Below are 20795 nucleotides of genomic sequence, written 5' to 3'. Positions count from 1 at the left end.
ATCAAAAATCAATCATTCACTAAATCTACCAGTGATAAACGCCTAGGGGCTTGTCACCAGATATCACCTAATTCCAGGCTGGAAAATGGCAATTTATTATCGGAGACAACTATCTAAAGACTGAGAAATTTTCTGAGAATTCCAGCCTTTAGCTAGTTGTTGGATTAATGCAAGGGGTAGAGAATAGTATCTGTGTGGTAATGACAAATTTTCTGTTATTAATACTAAACTCATGCTGCTTAATCTTAATGTGTTTAGCCTTTCTCAGAACTGTGAGTAGGCTGAGAAATGCCCAATCTTCATGACGGAGGTCAAGAAATACGCAAGTTAGCTAAATAGTTATGTCTAATCAATTAGGCATACAGGGTTTTCCAAAATTCAATCGATGAATCTGAGAAATAGTTTTACTTTTTGAGGAGTATATTTTTATGGGTAGTTCGTTTCGTCGATCATCAGTTAGAAGTACTTTGCTAGCACTGGGAATTGCAGCAACGACAATTACTGCAGTTTTCATTTCTGCGCCAGCTTCATCTCAAAACACTGTTCCCAGTATCGCCCAAGTGCCGACTTCTACAGCCACTTTGTCTGATGTAAGTTCAGATTATTGGGCGAGTCCATTTATTCAAGCCTTAGCTAGCAGAAGTGTAGTCACTGGCTTTCCTGATGGAACTTTTAGGCCGAATCAGCCTGTGACTCGCGCTGAATTTGCAGTATTAATTCAAAAAGCTTTTAACCAAAACCCGGTTCGACAATTAAGTGCGGGTGGCTTTAGTGACGTTCCGGCTAACTACTGGGCGGCTGCTGCAATTCAGAAAGCTTATGAAACTGGGTTTCTATCTGGATACCCTGGGAATGTGTTTCGACCAAATCAACAAATTCCTAAAGTAGAGGCGATCGTAGCTTTAACAAGTGGCTTGCGTTTGACTACTAGCGATGCTGCATCTAATGTTCTCAGTACTTACTACACAGATGCTTCAGCTATCCCCAGCTACGCCGTTAATAATGTCGCTGCGGCAACACAAGCTAATATTGTTGTCAACTATCCCAATGTTCAACAACTCAATCCGCTGACACCGCTAACTCGTGCGGAAGCAGCAGCAATTTTATATCAAGCTTTAGTGAAACAGGGACAGTTACAACCCCTAGCTAGCAATGTTGCAGCTACAAATTATATTGTGGGGAGAACAGCTGGCACTACTCCCACTGGAACTGATATTGTTTCCTTAGCTGCATCTAGTAATTCTTTTACAACTCTGACTTCTTTATTAAAGACAGCAGGTTTAACAGATACTTTACAACAAGCAGGCCCTTATACAGTTTTTGCTCCCACTGATCAAGCATTTGCTGCTTTACCTGCAGGGACTCTGCAAAAGTTAGAGCAACCAGAAAATAGAGAGATATTGATCAAAATTTTGAGATATCATGTGCTTCCTGGTCAACTAACTGCTAGTCAACTGACAAATGGGCAAATAAAAACGATTGAGGACACACCCGTAAATATTAAGGTTGATCAAGCTGGTAATCAAATTTCAGTCAATGATGCCACAGTTATCCAGGCGAATGTCCAAGCTAGTAATGGCGTAATTCATGCAATTAACCAAGTCCTGATACCACCTAATGTGATTGGTCAGCTATCACCAGGGGGAACTAATCCAGGAAACACTACTGGTGAGGTTACACCAGGTAGAACTACCTTGGGTGGCCCTAGCTATATAGGGGTAGGTGGTAACATTGGTCTACTTGGTACTAATGCTTTGAGTGTAGGAAACTTCTCGGTGATCAGTAAAATCGGACTGACACGTAATATATCGGTGCGCCCCTCGGCAATTTTTGGGGATAATACCTTAATTCTAGTACCAGTAACTTTGGATTTTGCCCCACAAACCTCTGCTGAAGCTGCTGGACGTAGGTTCCCCATCGCTCCTTTTGTCGGTGCTGGCGTAGCTATTGATACTACAAATGAAACGGATCTGGCTTTGTTGTTAACTGGTGGTGTGGACGTTCCTTTAGGTTCTCGATTTACAGCTACAGGTGCTGTGAATGCAGCCTTTTTTGATGAAACTAGTGTCGGTTTAACTTTAGGAGTTGGTTACAATTTCTAATACTGATGCAATAGATTTCTTGCATAAATATTTTGGCGTTGTTGAATATAGTGTGATTAGCTCACGCATAGACGCCGAGCGGCTTAGGCGCATACCGCAAGCGGAACCCACAGGGTAGACGCAAAGAAGAATACGAAAATTAGGACTTTTACAAGAGTCCTAGTTATGACAAAGGGTAATGGATTGTTGGTTATATCCATTACCCTTTGTTTGCTATGGGCGGTACTTTTAATATTAATGTATGCAATTCAATGGGAAATTATGGAGCAGTCTACATTACAAAATACTAAGGTCTTTTGATGGCTAAGGTGAGTCCATCGGCGATTGGTACAAGGGAGAGGGTTACTCGTTGATCGTGGTGTAATTTTTCGTTGAGCGCACGGATAATTTGGGTACTTTCATCTTGAATTTGGGGATCAGCAACTCGTCCAGACCACAAAACATTATCAATGGCAATTAAGCCTCCTGGACGCACTAATTGTAATGCTCGCTCGTAATATCCATCATAATTTTCTTTATCGGCATCGATAAAGGCAAAGTCGAATGTTTCGGCTTGTCCAGTTGCCAATAGGTGATCTAAAGTTTCTAAACCCGGTGCTAATCGCAAATCGATTTTATCGGCTACACCTGCTAGCTGCCAATAGCGCCGGGCGATCGCTGTAAATTCTTCACTCACATCAGCCGCGATAATCTTACCATCCGCAGGTAACGCTAAGGCGACGACAGTGGAGCTATAACCTGTGAATACGCCTACTTCTAGGGTTTTCTTGGCTCCAATTAACTGGATTAGCAGCGCTAAAAATTGCCCTTGTTCAGGCGATATCTGCATCCCACTTCTAGGATGGCTGGCTGTTTCTTGACGCAATTTCTGGAGAATCTCTGGTTCCCGCAGTGAAACTGAGAGCAAATAATTGTAGAGTTGGTCATCAAGACCGATAGTCTGTTTTGGCATGTTAAATCAGTTATCAGTGAACAGTTATCAGTTAACTGTGAAAGAAATCTATCTACCGTTATACTATCGCTTAAGAGTAAGGATGTATTGAGTAACATGATGCGGCTAGTGTTGACAGCGATTTTACTGGTGCTATTGACGGCTTGTGGCACTATTGGACTGCTACCGACTAGCCAGTTAGTGCAAAAGGCGATCGCACTCCAGCTAGAACAAACCCAGCAGCAACTCAACCAAAAGCTGGATCTGGATTTTCAAGGTTTGGAAATCAAACGGCTATCAATTAGCCAAGAACAACCTCTGACTGTGGAAAATTTACCAGCTTTCCGTGTGCGGGGAACCTATGACTTAATTATTAAGTTACCAGAGCGACAGTTGACGCAACTGCAACAGCAATTTGAGATTTATCTGCAAATTCAGCGAGAAGGTAAATCTTGGCGCTTACTGCTACCAGACAAGAATAGCAAGGATAATCAAGCAGTTTGGCGTAGCTATCTTATCTTATAGCCGCTGTGTGCAAAAACACAAACCATCACACTGCGTTCCGTATAACTGCCCAGTACAATCATGATCGGGATAAGAAGGAAACAGAAGACAGAATTCAAAACAGCCCAGCAGTCAACCTTGATTCGACATCTAGTACCGCAAGGCGGAAGTCAAAAGGCGGAAGTCAAAAGTCAAAAGTAATATGGAGTAAGCTTTTTAGCGATTGAGAATGGTCTGCTTATTTCCGCCGCACTGTACTAGTAGTCTGTCAGGGTTGAAATGAGGGACTGTAGTGTGAGCGTCTCGCTCACGCGGGCTTTTCGGCCCGCACTACCAAAAACCCCTCAAAACAAAATTGACAAACCACTAGTCACACTCCTATCTATGCTGGATTCTGACTCCTGTATTCTGAATTCTTCTTCGGTAATGATTTCACTGGAGACAGGACAAAATGTATTTTAACTTCTTCATCAGTTCCATTGGCTCAATTATGGTGTTGGTGCTGGTGGCTTTTGGCATACTGCAATGGTTACACATCCCTTCTGGTAACTTCCTCGACTGGATAATTGGTGGTGCTAGTTTTTGGTGGTTGTTGGTGATTGTCACTGTACCTTGGAATGTCCATTTTCAGGCTAAAGAAGTCTTAGCAGAAGCTGCACAATCGGCAGAAAAAGGAATTCCGGTAGATGGGAAACAACTAAAATATGTTAGTGTTTTAGCCAAGCGATCGCTCTGGGTTGCTGTGGCTTTACACTTATTTTCAGCGATCGGTCTTTATACTCTGGCTGCTACTGGTATTAGTACCGTAGGATACATCAGTTCCGGTGCTGCTTTGTTATTAACTATCTTACGTCCTGCAATCCGTGCCTATGAATATTTATACACACGGCTAACGATGATTCGCCAAGAATGGAAGTATCCCCGCGAAGATATTGTTGAACTCCGCAATCGTTTCTCCGAATTTGAACAAAAAGTTCAACGTTTAGAAGAACAACTCGATCCAGAAAGGGACTACTCAATCCCCGCGAATCAACAACGTTTTAGTGAAGAAACTCGCCGAGATTTAGCCCGGATTGCTGCTAACTTAGAAGAATTACGCGCGACAAATCAAACTGAACATGAACGCTTGGCGAGGGAAGCGAGAAATGCGATCGCTCAACTTTCCACCGATGGGCAATTTCTCGATCATGTCCGCGAAATCATTCGGTTTTTTAAAACAGCTTAGTGATGCTAAATTTGTGAATGCATTTTCGTGACAACCAGTATTTGAATTTATCGGGCTGCTAACCAAACCTGTAAATCAGCCAAACTGGTAAAATCTAACAGTGCTTCGCTCCAATCTTCGAGAACAGGTAAAGGTAAACTGGAAACTTGAAGGCGCATTTCCTCAGAAATTTTTCCAAGACAGCTACTGAATCAAATCTGTAAGCATCTGCATTTGTTGGAGGATTTGTCAATAATTCAAAGAGTGAACTGGGGGATTGTGGAAACAGTTTGTAAAATATCGAGTCTCGTCGCATTATAATGATTTTAGTGTTTTTTTGTTTAAGCTAAAAATGTCACTTCGTAGCTGGCGATAAATCTGGTATCAGCCGTTGCAAAACTTGCTTTAACACCATCGCTGTCCAATCGACATCGGCTTCAGTAGTGTCACGCCCCAGAGTCAGGCGAATTCCACCCAAGGCGGCTTGTTCTGAATAACCCATTGCTAAGAGTATGGGACTGGGGCTAAGTTTACCACTGTGACAGGCCGAGCCGGCGCTAATGCCAATACCAGCTAAATTCATGTGTCGCACTAAAGTTTTACCACTGAGTTTTTCTCCATCGGCGGATGCTAGAGAAAAACTGACATGGTGCGGTAAACGATGGTAGCGATCGCCTGTAGGAATTAAACCAGGAACGTCAGCTAATTGGGCAAAGGCGCGATCGCGTAACGCAATCAATCTTGGTGTTTCTTGCGCCATTTCTTGCGCTGCTAACTCTGCTGCTACACCAAAACCAGCAATTATCGGTACTGCTTGCGTACCCGAACGCAATCCCATTTCTTGTCCACCACCACCCAGCAGAGGCCATAATTCTACTCCAGAACGCACATATAGCGCCCCTGCACCTTGCGGCCCATATAATTTATGACTAGAAAGACTCAATAAATCTACAGGCAATTGTTGCACATCAATCGGTAATCGTCCTGCTGCTTGCACTGCATCTGTATGAAACAATACGCCATGAGTGCGGGCAATATTTCCTAGTTCGGCGATCGGTTGTACTGTGCCAACTTCGCTTTGACCGTAAATCACAGAGACTAACACAGTATTATCTCGTAATGCAGCTTGTAAATCTAGGGGATTGACTCTGCCTTTACCATCCACACCCAGGCGCGTCACCTCCCACCCCCATCTTTCTAGCGATCGTATTGGTTCATAAATTGCGGAATGTTCAACGCTAGAAATAATCATGTGTTGAGGCGCGGAATACAACCGAGCAACACCCATAATTGCCAGATTATCTGCCTCTGTGCCACCAGAGGTAAAAATTATCGATTCGGGAACCGGGGCGTTAATTAATCCTGCCACTTGGATTCTGGCTTGTTCTACAATTGTTGCCGCTCGGTTTCCCCACTCATGCAAACTAGAAGGGTTTCCCCACTGTTGAGTGAGGACTGTTTGCAGAAGAGCGATCGCTTCTGAGCGAGGGGGAGTAGTAGCACTGTAATCTAGATATATTTGCATACGACCAATAATAGTGATGACACACGCTAATGAAGAGTGCTGAGTTCCGAGTGCTGAGTGCTGAGTTAAAAAGACCACCCACGAGGGGTGGGGTATCAACCAACTCCTGTATTAAAAGATTCCGCTTAACATCGGGCGGGGCATTTACCAAGTGCAAAAGTACTGAGTACCCGTTAATTTACTCAGCACTCAGGACTCAGCACTCAGTACTGAGTATGGTAAAAGGCTGCTGATGTTTTCGCCGGAGATTTAAGTTGTCAAATTCTGAAAAAATCTCCATAATTTCGCGTGTATGGGTGAAATTTTTGCTCCGTTTCTACACACATATTTACAGGTTATTTTGGGAACTATAAATGTGTTCACCCCCAATTTATTTTTAGCAGATTACAGTGCAACTTATTCCTAGCCAAAGGTATTTATTTTATATCTTTGTACTGATATTTCCCCTCAGTGCTTGTCAACGAGTCCAGTCTTATAATCGCCGTCTAGCACCTCTACCACAAGACACATTCGTGAAAGTTAACTTTAACCATAGCGAATCTGTAGAGTTTACCGAACCTTACCGACAGCAAACACGTTTGGGAGATAACTTAGAACAACAAATTATTGACGCTATTTCTCAAGCTAAATTCACAGTAGATGTAGCAGTACAAGAATTACGTTTACCCAAAATTGCTCAAGCACTTATAGCTAAACAAAAAGCTGGGGTAAAAGTCAGAGTAATTTTAGAAAATATTTATAGCCGTCCTTGGAGTAGCTTATCACCTCATGAAGTGCGTCAGTTAGATAAAAGAGAACAGGAACGATATCAAGAATTTCTCAAATTTGTAGACACCAATCAGGATAAAAAACTCAGCCCAGAAGAAGTTAATCAAAAAGATGCGCTAGCGATGCTCCAAAATGCCAAAATTGCTTGGTTAGATGACACAGCAGATGGCTCAGACGGTAGCAGTTTGATGCATCATAAATTTGTGATTGTAGACAATAAAATTCTCATTGTAACTTCTGCGAATTTCACATTGAGTGATATTTTCGGCGATTTTAGTAATTCCAGCAGTTTAGGCAATGCCAATAATTTATTACAGATTGACAGCCCAGAATTAGCATCTTTATTCACAGAAGAATTTAACATTATGTGGGGTGATGGACCAGCAGGTAAACCAGATAGTCGATTTGGCATCAAAAAACCGCCGCGTTTACCAAAAACAATTAATTTAGGTGAAAGCTCAATCACCGTCCAGTTTTCGCCCACTTCCCCCACTCAACCTTGGAGTAATAGCAGTAATGGTTTAATTGGCAAAACTTTAGAGTCATCTACTAAATCTGTTGACATGGCATTGTTTGTATTTTCTGAACAGCGCCTTGCTAACATTCTAGAAAATCGCCATCAACAAAATGTAGTAGTCCGCGCTTTAATTGAACCACAATTTATCTTTCGTAATTATAGCGAAGCCCTAGATATGATGGGGGTTGCTCTTAGTAATAAATGTAAATATGAACTAGATAATAAGCCTTGGCAAAACCCGATTAGTAGTGTGGGCACACCTACCCTACCCAAAGGAGATTTGCTCCATCATAAATTTGCTGTAATTGATGGACAAACAGTAATTGCAGGTTCACATAATTGGTCAGATGCCGCCAATACTGGCAATGATGAGACAGTTGTCGTGATTAAAAATCCCACAGTTGCCGCCCATTATGTGCGCGAATTTTCACGTCTTTACAAGCATGTAAATTTGGGTTTACCACCTAAAATACAACAAAAAGTTACAGCAGAAAAACAACAGTGTTCTCAGATAAAAACTCCCTCGTCAAGTGAAAATAAAATAATCAAACCAATAAATATCAACACTGCCACTCAAGCAGAATTAGAATCTCTTCCTGGTGTAGGCAAAAAATTAGCCCAAAAGATAATTATGCTGCGTCAGCAGCAAAAATTTACATCTACACAAGACTTAGAAAAAGTTCCTGGTGTGAGTGGTAAGATGTTAGAGAAATGGGAAGGTTATGTGATTTGGTAATAATACCCAGATACCCGACTTCTTTGAGAAGTCGGGTATCTATCACCTGAGCGAATACATAAAAACTGTTGTAACTGAACTGTATTGCACCATATTCAGGTTTCGGTGGGCATTGCCCACCCTACTAGTTATGAGTAGTTATGAGTAGGGTGCGTTAGCGACAGCGTAACGCACCAAATCCTTGATCATGGTGCGTTACGGATTTCATCCTAACGCACCCTACACGCATTTCAAAAATCAAATAGTAGTTCTATAGTTAGAATCATGTGTCAAATTACCTGTGCAATTGAATTTATTTAAAAACTTCGATCCTCGTCCCAGGCTAATCATTGCGCTTGGTTTTGCTGTCTTTATCTCAATAATACTTCCGCCTTGGCTGCACTTACCTACTCGTCTGTTGTGTGCATGGAATTCAGGCGCTGATTTTTTCTTAGCCTTAGCTTGGTTAAAAATTTCCCAGGCTACCCCAGAAAAAACTCGTCGTTATGCCCAGGCTGATCACGAAGGACGCTTGACTATATTTATGCTAGTAATTGCTGCAGCTTGTGCTAGCGTCTTAGCCATTGGATTTTTACTCAATGATAAAAAAGGGTTGACACCAATTCTGCTGATCCTACACGTCATGCTTTCGATTATGACAATTGTGGGTTCTTGGTTATTGGTGCATATAATGTTTGCATTGCAATATGCACACATTTATTATCAAAAGACTAGTAATAGCGAAGAAATAATTAGGGGGCTAGATTTTCCTAATAATGATTCTCCAGACTACTGGGAATTTTTATATTATTCTTTTGTTATCGGCATGACTAGCCAAGTTTCCGATGTGCAAACAACATCATCTTCTATGAGGAGATTGAGTTTAGTGCATGGGATTTTGTCATTCTTTTTTAACACTACTATTTTAGCGATGAGTATTAATATTATCGCATCATTGATATAGGAGTCCGGTTTAATTCCTGAAATTACTTGGCTTTACAGTAGGGTGGACATTGCCCACCATATCTAGGTTTCGGTGGGCAATGCCCACCCTACAAATACTTAGATTTTTTACAAATTAAATATGTTTCCTATACTCTGTCAAAAGTGTTGAATGAAGACCCCGCCACCCATCATCAAACTGTTACTTCAGGTGGCAATTAAGTTAATGCAACTGTTAAATGAAAGGCGGTTTGCGCTTTTTATAAAGCATCTTTCATTAAGTAGTGAAACACAACTGTATTTTTCCCATGCCCCATACTTCGACTTCCCTGCGGGACGCTACACGTAGCTTGCTTCACCGCAGGGGTACGCTCAGTACAAGTTCCCTATTCCCCATAGACGGCAAGAAATCATTAAACTTAAATTAAGTTGCCTTGCGGGGATTGACTGTCCCATAGAAACGATGACTCAACAAACTAGTAGAATTGTAATCCTTGGTGGAGGCTTTGGTGGCCTCTACACAGCCCTGCGTTTAAGCCAGTTGCATTGGGAATCTACACAAAAACCCGAAATTGTGCTGGTAGATCAAAGCGATCGCTTCTTATTCTCTCCTTTACTCTACGAATTACTCACCGGGGAACTGCAAACCTGGGAAATTGCCCCACCTTTTACAGAACTTTTAGCAAACACAGGTGTGCGTTTTTATCAAGCAGTTGTGGCGGGAATTGATACAACTCAGCAGCTGGTACAGTTACAAGATGGGCCAGAACTCGCCTACGATCGCCTAGTATTAGCTTTGGGTGGAGAAACACCACTAGATTTAGTTGCTGGTGCCACATCCTACGCTTACCCATTCCGCACTATCACTGACGCCTACCGTCTGGAAGAACGCCTAAGGGTCTTAGAAGCATCAGATGCTGATAAAATTCGGGTGGCGATCGCTGGCGCTGGTTACAGCGGCGTAGAATTAGCTTGTAAGTTAGCAGACAGACTCAAAGACAGGGGACGCTTCCGACTCATAGATATTGCTGACCAAATTTTGCGAACTTCCCCAGATTTTAACCGCGAAGCCGCAAAAAAAGCTTTAGATGCACGCAATGTATTTATTGATTTAGACACAAAAATTGAATCAATTGGGCCAGATACAATCTCCCTAGAATACAAAAACCAAGTAGACACGATTCCTGTCGATTTGGTAATTTGGACAGTGGGAACGCGGGTTAGTTCTGTCGTTAAATCCCTACCCCTCAAACAAAATCAGCGGGGTCAAATCAGCACCACACCAACTCTACAAGTTTTCGACCATCCAGAAATTTTCGCCTTGGGAGATTTGGCAGACACTTTAGATGCAGAAGGACAACAAGTCCCCGCCACCGCCCAAGCTGCGTTTCAACAAGCTGATTATACCGCTTGGAATATCTGGGCAAGTCTGACTAATCGTCCTCTATTACCCTTCCGTTACCAAAAGTTAGGCGAAATGTTAGCGCTAGGAATAGACAACGCTACCTTAACTGGTTTAGGAATCAAACTAGATGGACCCTTGGCTTATGTCGGCCGTCGCCTTGCTTATCTGTATCGGCTACCAACTCTAGATCATCAACTAAAAGTTGGTTTTAACTGGCTAGTCCGTCCTATTATAGAGACGCTTTCTCGATAGCAGATGTTGCGTAATCATGACAACGCACTGAGAGCTTCTGATAAGCAAAAATCTCAACTCTAGGATTCAAAATCATAAAAGTTTGATGGAACGACCGAAAGTTATTTTTTTAGATGCTGTAGGCACACTCATCGGCGTCAAAGGTAGTGTAGGCGAAGTTTATCGTCAGATAGCCCAGGAATTTGGCGTTGAAGTTTCAGCCGATATATTGAATACAAAATTTATCCAAAGCTTTAAAGCAGCACCACCGCCGATATTTCCGGACGCTGACAACCAAGACATTCCCCAACATGAGTTTGATTGGTGGCAGAAAATTGCCTTCAATACCTTTGAAAGCGCTGGCGTTATCAAGCAATTTTCAGACTTTTCGGCTTTTTTTAGTGAACTCTATATCCACTTTGGCACTGCCCAAGCGTGGTTTGTCTATCCTGATGTGCTATCAGCTTTGGTAAACTGGCGGCGCTTAGGAATTGAGTTGGGAGTGGTGTCTAATTTCGATTCCCGGATTTATTCAGTGTTGCAAAGCTTGGGATTGAGGGACTTTTTTACCTCCATCACAATTTCTACCCAGGTAGGTGTAGCTAAACCCAATCCCCAAATTTTTACCGTGGCTTTAGAAAAACATGACTGTCAACCAGAGGCGGCTTGGCACATTGGCGACAGCGTCACAGAAGACTATAACGGAGCAAAAGCAGCTGGATTGAGAGGTATTTGGATTAATCGTGAACAAAAGGAATAGGCAATAGGGAAAAGTCTACGCTGTAGGGGCAATTCATGAACATACGTGTCAAATTGAGCTACAACGCTTACCTGACATACGTTTTACCCCTCACCTTGGCAAGGGGAGGGGAGGTTTTGGCTTTAGACAAAACCGGGGTGGGGTGACGCGGATCTTGATGCTAGGTGATTTAATTCAAAATCACGTTTTGACAAGGGTTTCACGTTAAGTTGACACCAATGATTCAGGAATTGCCCCTACAGCATGTAAATCTCTTCATCTGAAGAAACGCTAAAATCGAGGCAGCCTTCGTACTGTAGCGGTTGTGTCCCCTATCCTTCAGACTGCGGTTCACTGCATAAATCCTGACTGTGAATATCCCTATCCCCAACCTTGGGGAAACAAATTTTGCAACAGCTGTGGCGCACCGTTACAGCTACTAAACCGCTATGTTCCACTCCAAACCTTGGGTGCAGGAGGATTTGCCCAAATTTATACTGTTTGGGATGAGAGAACCCAAACCGAGAAAGTACTGAAAGTATTGGTGGAAAATGCACCGAAAGCACTGGAATTGTTTACGCAAGAGGCAGCAGTTTTAAGTCGGCTGCAAGATCCTGGTGTTCCCCGCGTGGATGCTGACGGGTACTTTCAACTCAATTTGTCTAATCCCAAACCGCGCCAAATACCTTGTTTGGTGATGGAAAAAATCAATGGCCAAACCCTAGAAGAAATCGGCAAACAGTATCCTCAAGGATGTCCAGAGGATTTGGTGTTAAGCTGGTTTTCCCAGGCTGTGCAGATTTTGCAGGAATTGCACAAGCGTCAGATTATTCATCGAGATATTAAGCCTTCTAATTTAATGTTGCGTACTACTTCCCCAACTACACCCATGCTTTCGGGGGGAATGGCTGGGGATCAGCTAGTGCTAATTGATTTTGGCGGCGCAAAACAATTTAGTGGTGCAATGTGGCGTTCTGAATCGAGTTCAACCAGGTTATATACTTCAGGCTACAGTCCCCCAGAGCAAGTTACTGGGGGTTATGTGGGACCAACCGTTGATTTTTATGCCCTCGGTCGGACGATGATTGAATTACTCACGGGTAAATGTCCCCCAGATTTAGCTGATCCGCAAACTGGAATATTGCACTGGCGTTCTGAAGTTCGTGTGAATCCGCAGTTTGCAGATTTGCTGGATGAAATGATACAGGAAGATGTGCGATCGCGTCCAGCAAATGCAGCAATCATCCAAAAACGGTTAGCCAAAATTATTCGCGGCCCATTAAAGCCAGGGTTATTTTCCCTAATTCAAGATGCTGTTCGCCAAGTAGGGGCTAAATTTACGCCGTTACAGCAAGCTGTGGAAAAAGCTTTAGCAGAATTTGCTCAAGCCATAGGCACAACTGCTCTTTTTATTATTAAAGCGATCGCTAAATTTTTGCTAGCCTGTCTTGCCACAATTTGGGCTATGACTCTCACTAGTATGGGCGCGAGCCTAGGGACAATTGCTGGTTTTATTTTGGCATATCGCACAATATTAGGTAGTCGTGTTGCCGAATTTATCTTTCGTCAGCTACCTGACTTAGTACCCAATACTCAACCCGTCTTAGGCGCAGAAATTCTCGTGTTTGCTGCCGCCGGCTTAGGAACTGCATGGGGGCTAACAGTGGCTGGAGTATTTGGTCAACGGCGACGGTTTCTGGTGGCTTCACTGATGGGAATAATCAGCTATGGATTAGGCTGGCTAATTTTACTATTAAACACACCTAAAAATAGCAACGAAGGTTTGGTCATCTCTATTTTGTTCACAGTGTTTCTATTCACCCTGAGTTTAGGTCTGCGCGGATATCATTTAGTCTATGCGGCGATCGCTTCTTTCGGTACATCCATGTTTTTTGCTGGCTTAATTCGTTCGGGGTTTCTGCCTACCATATTTCAATTTTCCAGTCAACCCCAATGGATAGAATTATACCTGCCTGTGGCTTTCTTTGGTTTTGTGGGTGTTTTCCTGAGCTTCTGGTTGGGAGTTAGTTATTACCTAATTGTGCCAGGGTTGCGCCTCCTAGGCTGGCGTTAGTGAGGGGAGAGAGTTTCGCAATAAAAATCCCTCCAGGGGATTCAGGAGGGAAGTTAACTTAGTATTCTGAACAGTAAACCAAGATTAGATATTATCGGTATTTACCTTCTGTGTGTAGCCATTTTGGCTTGAATACCAAAAATCCTTAGCAAAACCTTCTCCTGCGGAGAGGCTGCTTTAAGTATGGGGTTCTTCCCCTTGCTCCCATTCGGCTACGCTCACGGCAAGCCTGCTCCCTGCCCTTTTTCCTTTTTCTGACAACTGCCAAAGCTGAATTTCATAACAAAGATATTTGTCAAAAATTTTGCGTGCTTCTAACCCTTCGACAACAAGCTTTTTCACCCAGCGGTTAAACATCCAGCGCAAGAGTTTATGTAAAGGCGGAACTGCGATCGCTAAAAGATCACCAAGATATTTAATAGTACTCAACCCAAAAGTCCGGAAATTGGCAATACCCAAGTCAATCGTCGGTGCAGCTTGGGCTGAGATATCCTCAGATTTGACTAAATTGAACCCAGCCTGCGTCAAAGCATCGTTTAGCACACTACCAACATGACAATTCGAGAAGATGCCCTCATAGTATTTGGCATCAGTCCGGATCATATCGGCAAGTAGTAGATAACCACCATCATTAAGTAGACGTGCAGCCCCTTGAGCAATGTCATCAGCCGCCATATACTGGCTACTTTCGCTGAAGAGAATCAAGTCATAAGAGTGAGTTTGGGGGAAATCTTCAAATCTTGTTAAATGGAAGGGTATTTGACCATGAGTCCGTTGTACAAACATCTCTTGTTGGAATGGATCAGGTGCTAATCCTTCAACTGTGAAACCACGCTTTTTGAGATAAGCAGCATTGCCACCAATACCACAGCCAACATCAAGTACTGTGTTTGTTCCCACGGGAATGAAAGTGAAAAGTTTAGCTGTATAAGCTTCCTGCGCGATGCGGAACCGTGCAAGAGTCAAATCATCACTGCAACTGGGCAGTGGCTCCCAATACCCATAATGGAGATAAGGGGAACCTGTAAGTTCCAAATAGTAATTGAGCGCAGCATTTTGATAGCGAGTCGCTTGAGAAATTTTAATTGGCTTGGGTTGAGGCATTGGTGAAGTTTGATGTGGTCAGCCGGATATAAATACTGCTCTTAGTCAAGGCAGCATTAGCAATACGAGGATATATAGCAGTTTTTAGATAAACGACCAACACTGTAATTGCTGCATATGAGGAGAAAAAGATTTGCTAAGGCAATCCAATTACGGTTTAGTACCTCCAAAAAAAAACAGCGACTTTGTGCGCTGTAGTGAATACCATCGGATAATAACCATGTAAACTAATCTTACGAGAATTTTGCAGTGATTTGCATTAAATATTTATTTCTTATTAGACGATTAGTGATACATCATACTAAAATGTGACGTATTTAACCTGTACATTTATCTGATAACTGATAATCGTCAAAGACGATACTTCGGCTGCTTTTCCATCGAGCAACTTGTGCCGAGCGGACTTTTACTGAGCGCAGCCTAGGTGAGTCGAGATGCTCAGTCACGATCAAGACTATTTATATAATTTAGAAGCTCTTATACTTCTCTGCCACCCGTGTGTGAAGAAGTCACTGCGATCAGGTAGCCATCCGGCCCAGTCAAGGTAAAAGAACTGTGGATTCTCCCAGTTTCAATCTCAGAAACTGTCAATCCCAAATTAATCAAGGCATCTTTGGTAGCAAAAACATCATCCACCATCAAATCAAAAGGTGCGTTTGTACCATTAATAATAGTATCAGATGCTTTTCTTAAAACTAAGTGTGTACCTCCTCGTAACTCCAAAACAGCTAACTCTTCAGATTGAGTGATATACCTTAATCCTAGCTTGAGGAAAAAATCGCTAGCCTGTGGTACATTGTTCACGTTTAGTCTAACATGACCAATCGCTACGGTTGGCCGAGTATTTGTTGGGTTTGTAATAGTTTCTGGTAGTGACATGGTTTGAATTCAAAGAATATTTAGTGGCTGGTTTTGTTGGTGATGAATGTATACTTACTTACGTTCAACTCTGTTGACTTCAGCAGATTTGCCATCTCCCAAATCAGCTTGGCTGAATTGGGCAGATTCAGGCAAACTTACCTCAACATTTGATATGGGTGCAATTTCTACTTTAGCATTTTGGAATTGTCCATCTAAGATATGTCCTCCAGTTTTGCGATCGCTAGTGATGAAATGAAAATGATAGCCATTGACATTGACTCCTTGCAAATAAGACGGCGTCCGAAATCCCACCAAAGTGCCATTGACATTTCTCAACTCAAAAACCGACTGTTTTTTCACCGCATCTGCTAGAGGCGGATAGGGTGGATTTTGTTTGGGGACACTTCTAAATTTGAGGTAAGGAAAATTACCTTGAATGCGAATAGCATAGGGATAGTTTTTTGTCGGTAATTGTTGATCTAAGGATTGTTGCAGTTGTTGATAATTAATCAACTCTTTTAAATTAATCAATTTCTGTGATCTAAAAAAGGTGACTACAGCAAATGGCGTTTTTAATGAATCTGGAACAATAGCAGCAACACCATCAGATTTTATCTGGTAAAATTTGCCATCTAAACCAACCATCTCCCCATCCAGGGAATTAACTGTTCCTAAGCCGAAATTACCATGTTTTTTTAATTCCTGGAATGTAGTTTTTCCATCATAAATACCAATACTTAGAGCGCCAATTGTAGATGTTTGAAATAAAATATTTTCTGAAGAATTTTGCTGTGTTTTACCTGGAAGAATAATACCCAATGCAGTAATCGGTAAAACAATTATCCATAAATATTTTTTGAGTTTCATCAGAGTAGAATAAGTAAGTGGGTTAAAAAACATAACTATACTTTTGTTATTGCGAGGAGGTACGACGTTCACGAAGTGTTCCCGCAGGGTAGCAATCACAAGGGTTTTGAGTAATTTACATTCTGTTACATAGTTGGGTTTATTCGTGCCGACTTACTTATCCCCTATGGTTAACTGGTAAAGGTTAATCGAGCTTGTTTGTGTAGCCAAATCTTTAGTACAAATACGCACATTTAAATGGCTAGCCCAGCAAAATCCGTATACGGTTAGCAATGCCCACTGCAAAAATTAAACAGGAGCTAGTGGTTTGTCAATTTTGTTTTGAGGGGTTTTTGGTAGTGCGGGCCGAAAAGCCCGCGTGAGCGAGACGCTACAGTCCCTCATTTCAACCCTGACAGACTACTAGTAGTTTGGGTGGAGGCTTTGCGTAACCCAACATCCTGATATCTGTTGGGTTGCGCTTCTCTTCGAGACGCTACGCGTTAAGCCTACGTCTAATGCACTATTTTAAGCTTGCCATGCCACTACATATCTCTTCAGAAATCAAATATGAGTCCCATATCAGTAATGCCCATATACGTACTGTCAAAATTCGACAAGTGGCTAAAATCACCTAATTTTGCACAAATTAGCTCATAACACAGTATTAGCTTCAGTTCATGACGAAATAAATCTTTTGATAGGGTACTTGCTTCCTGGGGTTTGTCTGTGATAACTTCTTTCTAAATCAATATACTACAAGTCTATCAAGTTACCGTAGTTTATGAAATATTGTTGACTTAGTAAAAAAAGATTCAAGGTCAAATCTTGTCTTGAACTTCAGATAGGAAAGCGATCGCTAATATTGAGATCAGAGTTTCATACCCAGGGGTAACCTTTATGAGCAAAATACGTGCGGTGGTTGTTGATCCGAGTGTGCCTAGTCGTTTGGCACTCAGTGAAGTGGAAGCACCCACACCCGCTCCTAACGAAGCACTAGTGAGAGTAGCAGCTATTTCTCTTAACCGGGGAGAAGTGCGACGTTCAACTAGCGCTGAAGCTGGTTGGCGTCCTGGTTGGGACTTAGCAGGCATCGTTGAAACTGCCGCCGTTGACGGATCTGGGCCTCCCCAAGGGGCGCGTGTAGTGGGTTTACTTGGCTCCGGTGCTTGGGCAGAGTTGGTATCTGTTCCCACAAATGCCCTAGCTGAATTGCCAGAATCAGTATCATTTGCCCAAGCTGCCACACTGCCTGTAGCGGGTTTAACAGCATACCATGCCCTACTCAAAGGTGGCTCTCTCTTAAGTCGCCCAGTCTTAGTTACAGGCGCATCAGGCGGCGTGGGTAACTTTGCCATCCAATTAGCGCGGCTAAGTGGTGCCCAGGTAGTAGCACACATTCGTCAACCTAGTTATGAGAAACTGGTTAGAGAAGCAGGAGCGCAATTAGTAGTGATTGGCGAAGACCTGTCTGAAGCCAGCAAGCATGGCCCTTATCATCTGATTGTTGAATCGGTAGGTGGTAAAATACTTGGTTCAGCCCTCAGCTTATTGGCACCATATGGCGTAACTGTGTTGTTTGGCGTATCTGGAGGCTCAGAAGTCACATTTGATGCTGGTCGCTTTTTTGGTACTGGTGCTGCGAGCCTTTACGGCTTACGTCTATTTGATGAATTGAAAGTTGAATCTGCAGCGATCGGTCTGAAACGACTAGCAGATTTAGTTGCAGCCGAACAATTGCGTCCTCACATTGATTTAGAAGCCTCTTGGACACAAATAGCAGACATAGCACAACAACTACTTGATAGACGCTTTCCTGGGAAAGCTGTATTACAAGTTGCAAATGAGTGAAAATAATGATTTCTGGCTCAAACTAGACCAGCTTGTAGCTAACAGTAATCTCAAGATAGACCGCCCCCAAGGAACATCACATCCGCGTTATCCAACTTTTGTTTATCCACTGGATTATGGATATTTGGAAAATACTAGTACAGTGCGGCGGAAATAAGCAGACCATTCTCAATCGCTAAAAAGCTTACTCCATATTACTTTTGACTTTTGACTTCCGCCTTTTGACTTCCGCCTTGCGGTACTAGTTCTGCTGATGGCTCTGGGATTGATATCTGGATAGGAAGTTTATCTAATAAGACAGTAACTGCTTTTATCTGTAGTGTTGACTTAGAAAAGCGGGATACAAAAATCAAAATACTTTTGGGTTGTACAAATGATGAAAGTCAAACCATTTTGAACATCCACAATACAGGCTCCCAATCAGCAATTTTATTATTGCGGATTGATTAGTTCTCACAAAAGTCCCAAGGAATGAAGAATTAACCGCAGATACAAAGAGACTCTATAAACGGAATTCGCAAGCAAGGATAAAAATCTCATTGCCTATTCCCTATTGCCTATATTGGAGTGTAATTTTCCATGAGCTTAGAACTAAAACTATCAGGTAAAACGGCGATCGTCACAGGCGGAAGTGCGGGCATTGGGTTAGCCACCGCCAAAGCTCTATATAGTGAAGGTGTGAATGTAGCGATCGCATCTCGTAATCAAGAACGACTAGATAATGCCGTCAGCGCTATCCAGTCCCTACCTACACCAGGGGCAAAAGTTATTGCCATTAGTGCCGACCTCACCCAAGCACAGGATGTAGAGAAAGTTGTATCAACAACCTTGAAACAATTTGGTCAAATTGATATTTTGATCAATAACGCCGGGTCAGCCCGTGCAGGTTCATTCCTTGACTCCACTGATGATTTATTTTTGGATGCTTGGAATTTAAAACTATTGGGTTACATTCGCTTTGTCAGAGCCGTTGTACCCCATCTCCAAAGTCGGGGTGATGGAAGGATTGTGAATATAGTAGGCGGTGCAGGACGTACACCTCGTCCGAACTTCCTCGCGGGTGGCACATCAAATGCTGCCTTGCTCAACTTCACCAAAGGCATTTCTAAAGAATTAGCCGAGTACAATATTCGCATTAATGCCATCTCACCCGGTGCTACAGCTACCGAACGTGCTGAGACTTTAGCCAGACAAAACGCCCAAGCACGGGGAATTACCGTAGAGCAAGCAAAAGCAGAAAGTCTCCAAAGTATTCCTTTAAAAAGAATCGCCCAACCAGAAGAAATTGCAGCGTTGGCGCTATTTTTAGTGTCTGACCTCGCTGCATCAATTACAGGAACAGAGATTATCGTTGATGGCGGTTCTACTCCTGGTGTGTAGAGGCAGGGGTAAGAATTTTAGATTTTAGATTTTGGATTTTAGATTGAAACCCAATCCAAAATCGTAAATCCAAAATCCAATTCCCCATAAATAGTAAAAATCGGAGAGATAAACAAATGGGTTCTCAATACTTTGAAATTAAACCACTTGCTGGACGTATCGGTGCGAAAATCGTGGGTGTTGACCTGAGTACTAACCTCAGTGATGACATTATTAGTGATATTCGCAAAACCTTAGTTAAATACAAAGTCATCTTCTTCCGGGGACAGCAGCAGCTTGATGCTAATGGACAAGTCGCCTTTGCGCGGCGGTTTGGTGAAGTGACTACAGCTCATCCCACCGTCCCCTCGCTGGAAGGAAATCCAGAAGTCCTCGATTTGAATTATGGCCGCACCGTTTCCCGTGCCAACAACTGGCACACTGATGTCACATTTGTAGATCGTCCACCCCTCGGCTCTGTGTTGCGCGCTTTGGTGATTCCCCCATCGGGTGGTGATACAATCTGGGCAAACTCTGTCACAGCTTACCAAGATTTGCCAACTCCACTGCGTGACCTCGCAGATCAACTCTGGGCAGTACACAGCAACGCTTACGACTATGCAGCTGCTACAGTTGACCTACCAGAAGAAGTGAGAGCTTATCGGGCTGTCTTCACCTCGACTGTATACGAAACCTTGCATCCAGTCGTGCGCGTTCATCCTGAATCTGGGGAACGTGGGTTATTTATTGGTGGTTTCGTGCGCCGTCTGCGTGGTTTATCACCGAATGAATCTGACGAAATTGTCAAATTATTGCAAGCATATATCACTCGTCCAGAAAATACCGTGCGTTGGTGTTGGCAAGTTGGGGATGTGGCTTTCTGGGATAATAGAGCTACTCAACATTATGCGATCGCAGATTACGGCGATCAACCCCGTCATGTGCAGCGAGTGACTATTGTCGGCGATGTCCCAGTGGGTATTGACGGTAGACAAAGTGAAGCCGTCAAGGGAGATTCTTCTGCATACAACCGCCGAGAACCTGCACTTGTATAGGCTAATACACGTTCATTCAGATCCCCGGCTTCGTAAAAGTTGTCGGGGATCTATTACCTGGG

General features: G+C 42.9%; 18 protein-coding genes and 1 pseudogene. 12 read left to right on the top strand and 7 right to left on the bottom strand.

Annotated elements, in window-relative coordinates; all coding sequences use genetic code 11:
• The first annotated feature begins 428 nt into the window (after window positions 1-428).
• The gene (locus tag CAL7507_RS02750) at window positions 429-2102 is read left to right on the top strand and encodes a fasciclin domain-containing protein (protein WP_015126893.1); all 1674 of its coding nucleotides are present in this window, start codon (window positions 429-431) and stop codon (window positions 2100-2102) included.
• 286 nt (window positions 2103-2388) lie between these two features.
• Here CAL7507_RS02750 and CAL7507_RS02745 read toward each other — a convergent pair whose 3' ends face one another.
• Window positions 2389-3054 (bottom strand): class I SAM-dependent methyltransferase, encoded by a 666-nt coding sequence (locus tag CAL7507_RS02745; protein WP_015126891.1) that lies wholly within the window; start codon window positions 3052-3054, stop codon window positions 2389-2391.
• Between the two features lie 96 nt (window positions 3055-3150).
• Here CAL7507_RS02745 and CAL7507_RS02740 point away from each other — a divergent pair, with 96 nt between their 5' ends.
• Together CAL7507_RS02740 and CAL7507_RS02735 are read left to right on the top strand one after the other, a co-directional pair.
• On the top strand, window positions 3151-3558 hold the full coding sequence (locus CAL7507_RS02740; RefSeq protein WP_042341158.1) for a hypothetical protein: 408 nt from the start codon (window positions 3151-3153) through the stop codon (window positions 3556-3558).
• A gap of 430 nt (window positions 3559-3988) precedes the next feature.
• Window positions 3989-4762, top strand: coding sequence for a hypothetical protein (locus CAL7507_RS02735; RefSeq protein WP_015126889.1), 774 nt, complete (start codon window positions 3989-3991; stop codon window positions 4760-4762).
• 47 nt (window positions 4763-4809) lie between these two features.
• Here the strand turns inward: CAL7507_RS02735 and CAL7507_RS30435 are convergent, their stop codons facing one another.
• The 3 genes and pseudogenes from CAL7507_RS30435 to CAL7507_RS02730 form a co-directional block, all read right to left on the bottom strand.
• Window positions 4810-4920 (bottom strand): DUF4351 domain-containing protein, encoded by a 111-nt coding sequence (locus tag CAL7507_RS30435; RefSeq protein WP_083862863.1) that lies wholly within the window; start codon window positions 4918-4920, stop codon window positions 4810-4812.
• A 14-nt stretch (window positions 4921-4934) separates the two neighbouring features.
• A pseudogene (locus tag CAL7507_RS30430) lies at window positions 4935-5057 on the bottom strand (DUF2887 domain-containing protein); the annotation flags it as partial.
• Window positions 5058-5096: 39 nt separating this feature from the next.
• Entirely contained in the window at window positions 5097-6266 is a 1170-nt protein-coding gene (locus CAL7507_RS02730) for a cysteine desulfurase family protein (protein WP_015126888.1), read from the bottom strand.
• 389 nt (window positions 6267-6655) lie between these two features.
• Between CAL7507_RS02730 and CAL7507_RS02725 the strand changes: the two genes are divergently transcribed.
• The 5 genes from CAL7507_RS02725 to CAL7507_RS02705 all read left to right on the top strand — a co-directional run bounded on the left by CAL7507_RS02725 (window position 6656) and on the right by CAL7507_RS02705 (window position 13657).
• A complete protein-coding gene (locus tag CAL7507_RS02725) occupies window positions 6656-8287 on the top strand; it encodes a DUF655 domain-containing protein (protein ID WP_015126886.1) in 1632 nt (543 codons plus the stop codon).
• A gap of 280 nt (window positions 8288-8567) precedes the next feature.
• A complete protein-coding gene (locus tag CAL7507_RS02720) occupies window positions 8568-9230 on the top strand; it encodes a DUF1345 domain-containing protein (RefSeq protein WP_015126885.1) in 663 nt (220 codons plus the stop codon).
• Window positions 9231-9671: 441 nt separating this feature from the next.
• Window positions 9672-10865 (top strand): NAD(P)/FAD-dependent oxidoreductase, encoded by a 1194-nt coding sequence (locus CAL7507_RS02715; RefSeq protein WP_015126884.1) that lies wholly within the window; start codon window positions 9672-9674, stop codon window positions 10863-10865.
• 85 nt (window positions 10866-10950) lie between these two features.
• Entirely contained in the window at window positions 10951-11604 is a 654-nt protein-coding gene (locus CAL7507_RS02710) for an HAD family hydrolase (RefSeq protein WP_015126883.1), read from the top strand.
• Window positions 11605-11908: 304 nt separating this feature from the next.
• Window positions 11909-13657: a serine/threonine-protein kinase gene (locus tag CAL7507_RS02705; protein ID WP_015126882.1), complete on the top strand. Its 1749-nt coding sequence runs from the start codon at window positions 11909-11911 to the stop codon at window positions 13655-13657.
• Between the two features lie 177 nt (window positions 13658-13834).
• On the opposite strand, the gene CAL7507_RS02700 is transcribed toward CAL7507_RS02705, so the two are convergent.
• The 3 genes from CAL7507_RS02700 to budA all read right to left on the bottom strand — a co-directional run bounded on the left by CAL7507_RS02700 (window position 13835) and on the right by budA (window position 16522).
• The gene (locus tag CAL7507_RS02700; RefSeq protein ID WP_015126881.1) at window positions 13835-14761 is read right to left on the bottom strand and encodes a class I SAM-dependent methyltransferase; all 927 of its coding nucleotides are present in this window, start codon (window positions 14759-14761) and stop codon (window positions 13835-13837) included.
• Between the two features lie 477 nt (window positions 14762-15238).
• Window positions 15239-15640, bottom strand: a complete 402-nt coding sequence (locus tag CAL7507_RS02695; protein WP_015126880.1) for a VOC family protein — start codon at window positions 15638-15640, stop codon at window positions 15239-15241.
• A gap of 54 nt (window positions 15641-15694) precedes the next feature.
• On the bottom strand, window positions 15695-16522 hold the full coding sequence (budA, locus tag CAL7507_RS02690) for an acetolactate decarboxylase (RefSeq protein ID WP_236556857.1): 828 nt from the start codon (window positions 16520-16522) through the stop codon (window positions 15695-15697).
• A gap of 846 nt (window positions 16523-17368) precedes the next feature.
• Here budA and CAL7507_RS02685 point away from each other — a divergent pair.
• The 4 genes from CAL7507_RS02685 to CAL7507_RS02665 all read left to right on the top strand — a co-directional run bounded on the left by CAL7507_RS02685 (window position 17369) and on the right by CAL7507_RS02665 (window position 20733).
• The gene (locus CAL7507_RS02685; protein WP_015126878.1) at window positions 17369-18319 is read left to right on the top strand and encodes a zinc-binding dehydrogenase; all 951 of its coding nucleotides are present in this window, start codon (window positions 17369-17371) and stop codon (window positions 18317-18319) included.
• Window positions 18312-18476, top strand: a complete 165-nt coding sequence (locus CAL7507_RS32170; RefSeq protein ID WP_160166303.1) for a hypothetical protein — start codon at window positions 18312-18314, stop codon at window positions 18474-18476. Before CAL7507_RS02685 ends, CAL7507_RS32170 begins: the two co-directional genes overlap by 8 nt.
• Window positions 18477-18898: 422 nt before the next feature.
• Entirely contained in the window at window positions 18899-19699 is an 801-nt protein-coding gene (locus CAL7507_RS02670) for an SDR family oxidoreductase (protein WP_015126877.1), read from the top strand.
• A 116-nt stretch (window positions 19700-19815) separates the two neighbouring features.
• Window positions 19816-20733: a TauD/TfdA family dioxygenase gene (locus CAL7507_RS02665; protein WP_015126876.1), complete on the top strand. Its 918-nt coding sequence runs from the start codon at window positions 19816-19818 to the stop codon at window positions 20731-20733.
• The last annotated feature ends 62 nt before the right edge of the window (window positions 20734-20795 follow it).

The organism is Calothrix sp. PCC 7507, from assembly GCF_000316575.1.
In the GTDB taxonomy this organism is placed as follows: Bacteria; Cyanobacteriota; Cyanobacteriia; order Cyanobacteriales; family Nostocaceae; genus Fortiea.
Note: the sequence above shows the minus strand (reverse complement) of the source record. Positions and strands in the feature narration are given on the sequence as shown.

Excerpts from the sequence above, each read along its gene's own strand:
- CAL7507_RS02750 (WP_015126893.1), top strand. The coding sequence starts at position 429 with ATGGGTAGTTCGTTTCGTCGATCATCAGTTAGAAGTACTTTGCTAGCA.
- CAL7507_RS02745 (WP_015126891.1), bottom strand. The coding sequence starts at position 3,054 with ATGCCAAAACAGACTATCGGTCTTGATGACCAACTCTACAATTATTTG.
- CAL7507_RS02740 (WP_042341158.1), top strand. The coding sequence starts at position 3,151 with ATGATGCGGCTAGTGTTGACAGCGATTTTACTGGTGCTATTGACGGCT.
- CAL7507_RS02735 (WP_015126889.1), top strand. The coding sequence starts at position 3,989 with ATGTATTTTAACTTCTTCATCAGTTCCATTGGCTCAATTATGGTGTTG.
- CAL7507_RS30435 (WP_083862863.1), bottom strand. The coding sequence starts at position 4,920 with ATGCGCCTTCAAGTTTCCAGTTTACCTTTACCTGTTCTCGAAGATTGG.
- CAL7507_RS02730 (WP_015126888.1), bottom strand. The coding sequence starts at position 6,266 with ATGCAAATATATCTAGATTACAGTGCTACTACTCCCCCTCGCTCAGAA.
- CAL7507_RS02715 (WP_015126884.1), top strand. The coding sequence starts at position 9,672 with ATGACTCAACAAACTAGTAGAATTGTAATCCTTGGTGGAGGCTTTGGT.
- CAL7507_RS02710 (WP_015126883.1), top strand. The coding sequence starts at position 10,951 with ATGGAACGACCGAAAGTTATTTTTTTAGATGCTGTAGGCACACTCATC.
- CAL7507_RS02700 (WP_015126881.1), bottom strand. The coding sequence starts at position 14,761 with ATGCCTCAACCCAAGCCAATTAAAATTTCTCAAGCGACTCGCTATCAA.
- CAL7507_RS02695 (WP_015126880.1), bottom strand. The coding sequence starts at position 15,640 with ATGTCACTACCAGAAACTATTACAAACCCAACAAATACTCGGCCAACC.
- budA (WP_236556857.1), bottom strand. The coding sequence starts at position 16,522 with ATGTTTTTTAACCCACTTACTTATTCTACTCTGATGAAACTCAAAAAA.
- CAL7507_RS02685 (WP_015126878.1), top strand. The coding sequence starts at position 17,369 with ATGAGCAAAATACGTGCGGTGGTTGTTGATCCGAGTGTGCCTAGTCGT.
- CAL7507_RS32170 (WP_160166303.1), top strand. The coding sequence starts at position 18,312 with ATGAGTGAAAATAATGATTTCTGGCTCAAACTAGACCAGCTTGTAGCT.
- CAL7507_RS02670 (WP_015126877.1), top strand. The coding sequence starts at position 18,899 with ATGAGCTTAGAACTAAAACTATCAGGTAAAACGGCGATCGTCACAGGC.
- CAL7507_RS02665 (WP_015126876.1), top strand. The coding sequence starts at position 19,816 with ATGGGTTCTCAATACTTTGAAATTAAACCACTTGCTGGACGTATCGGT.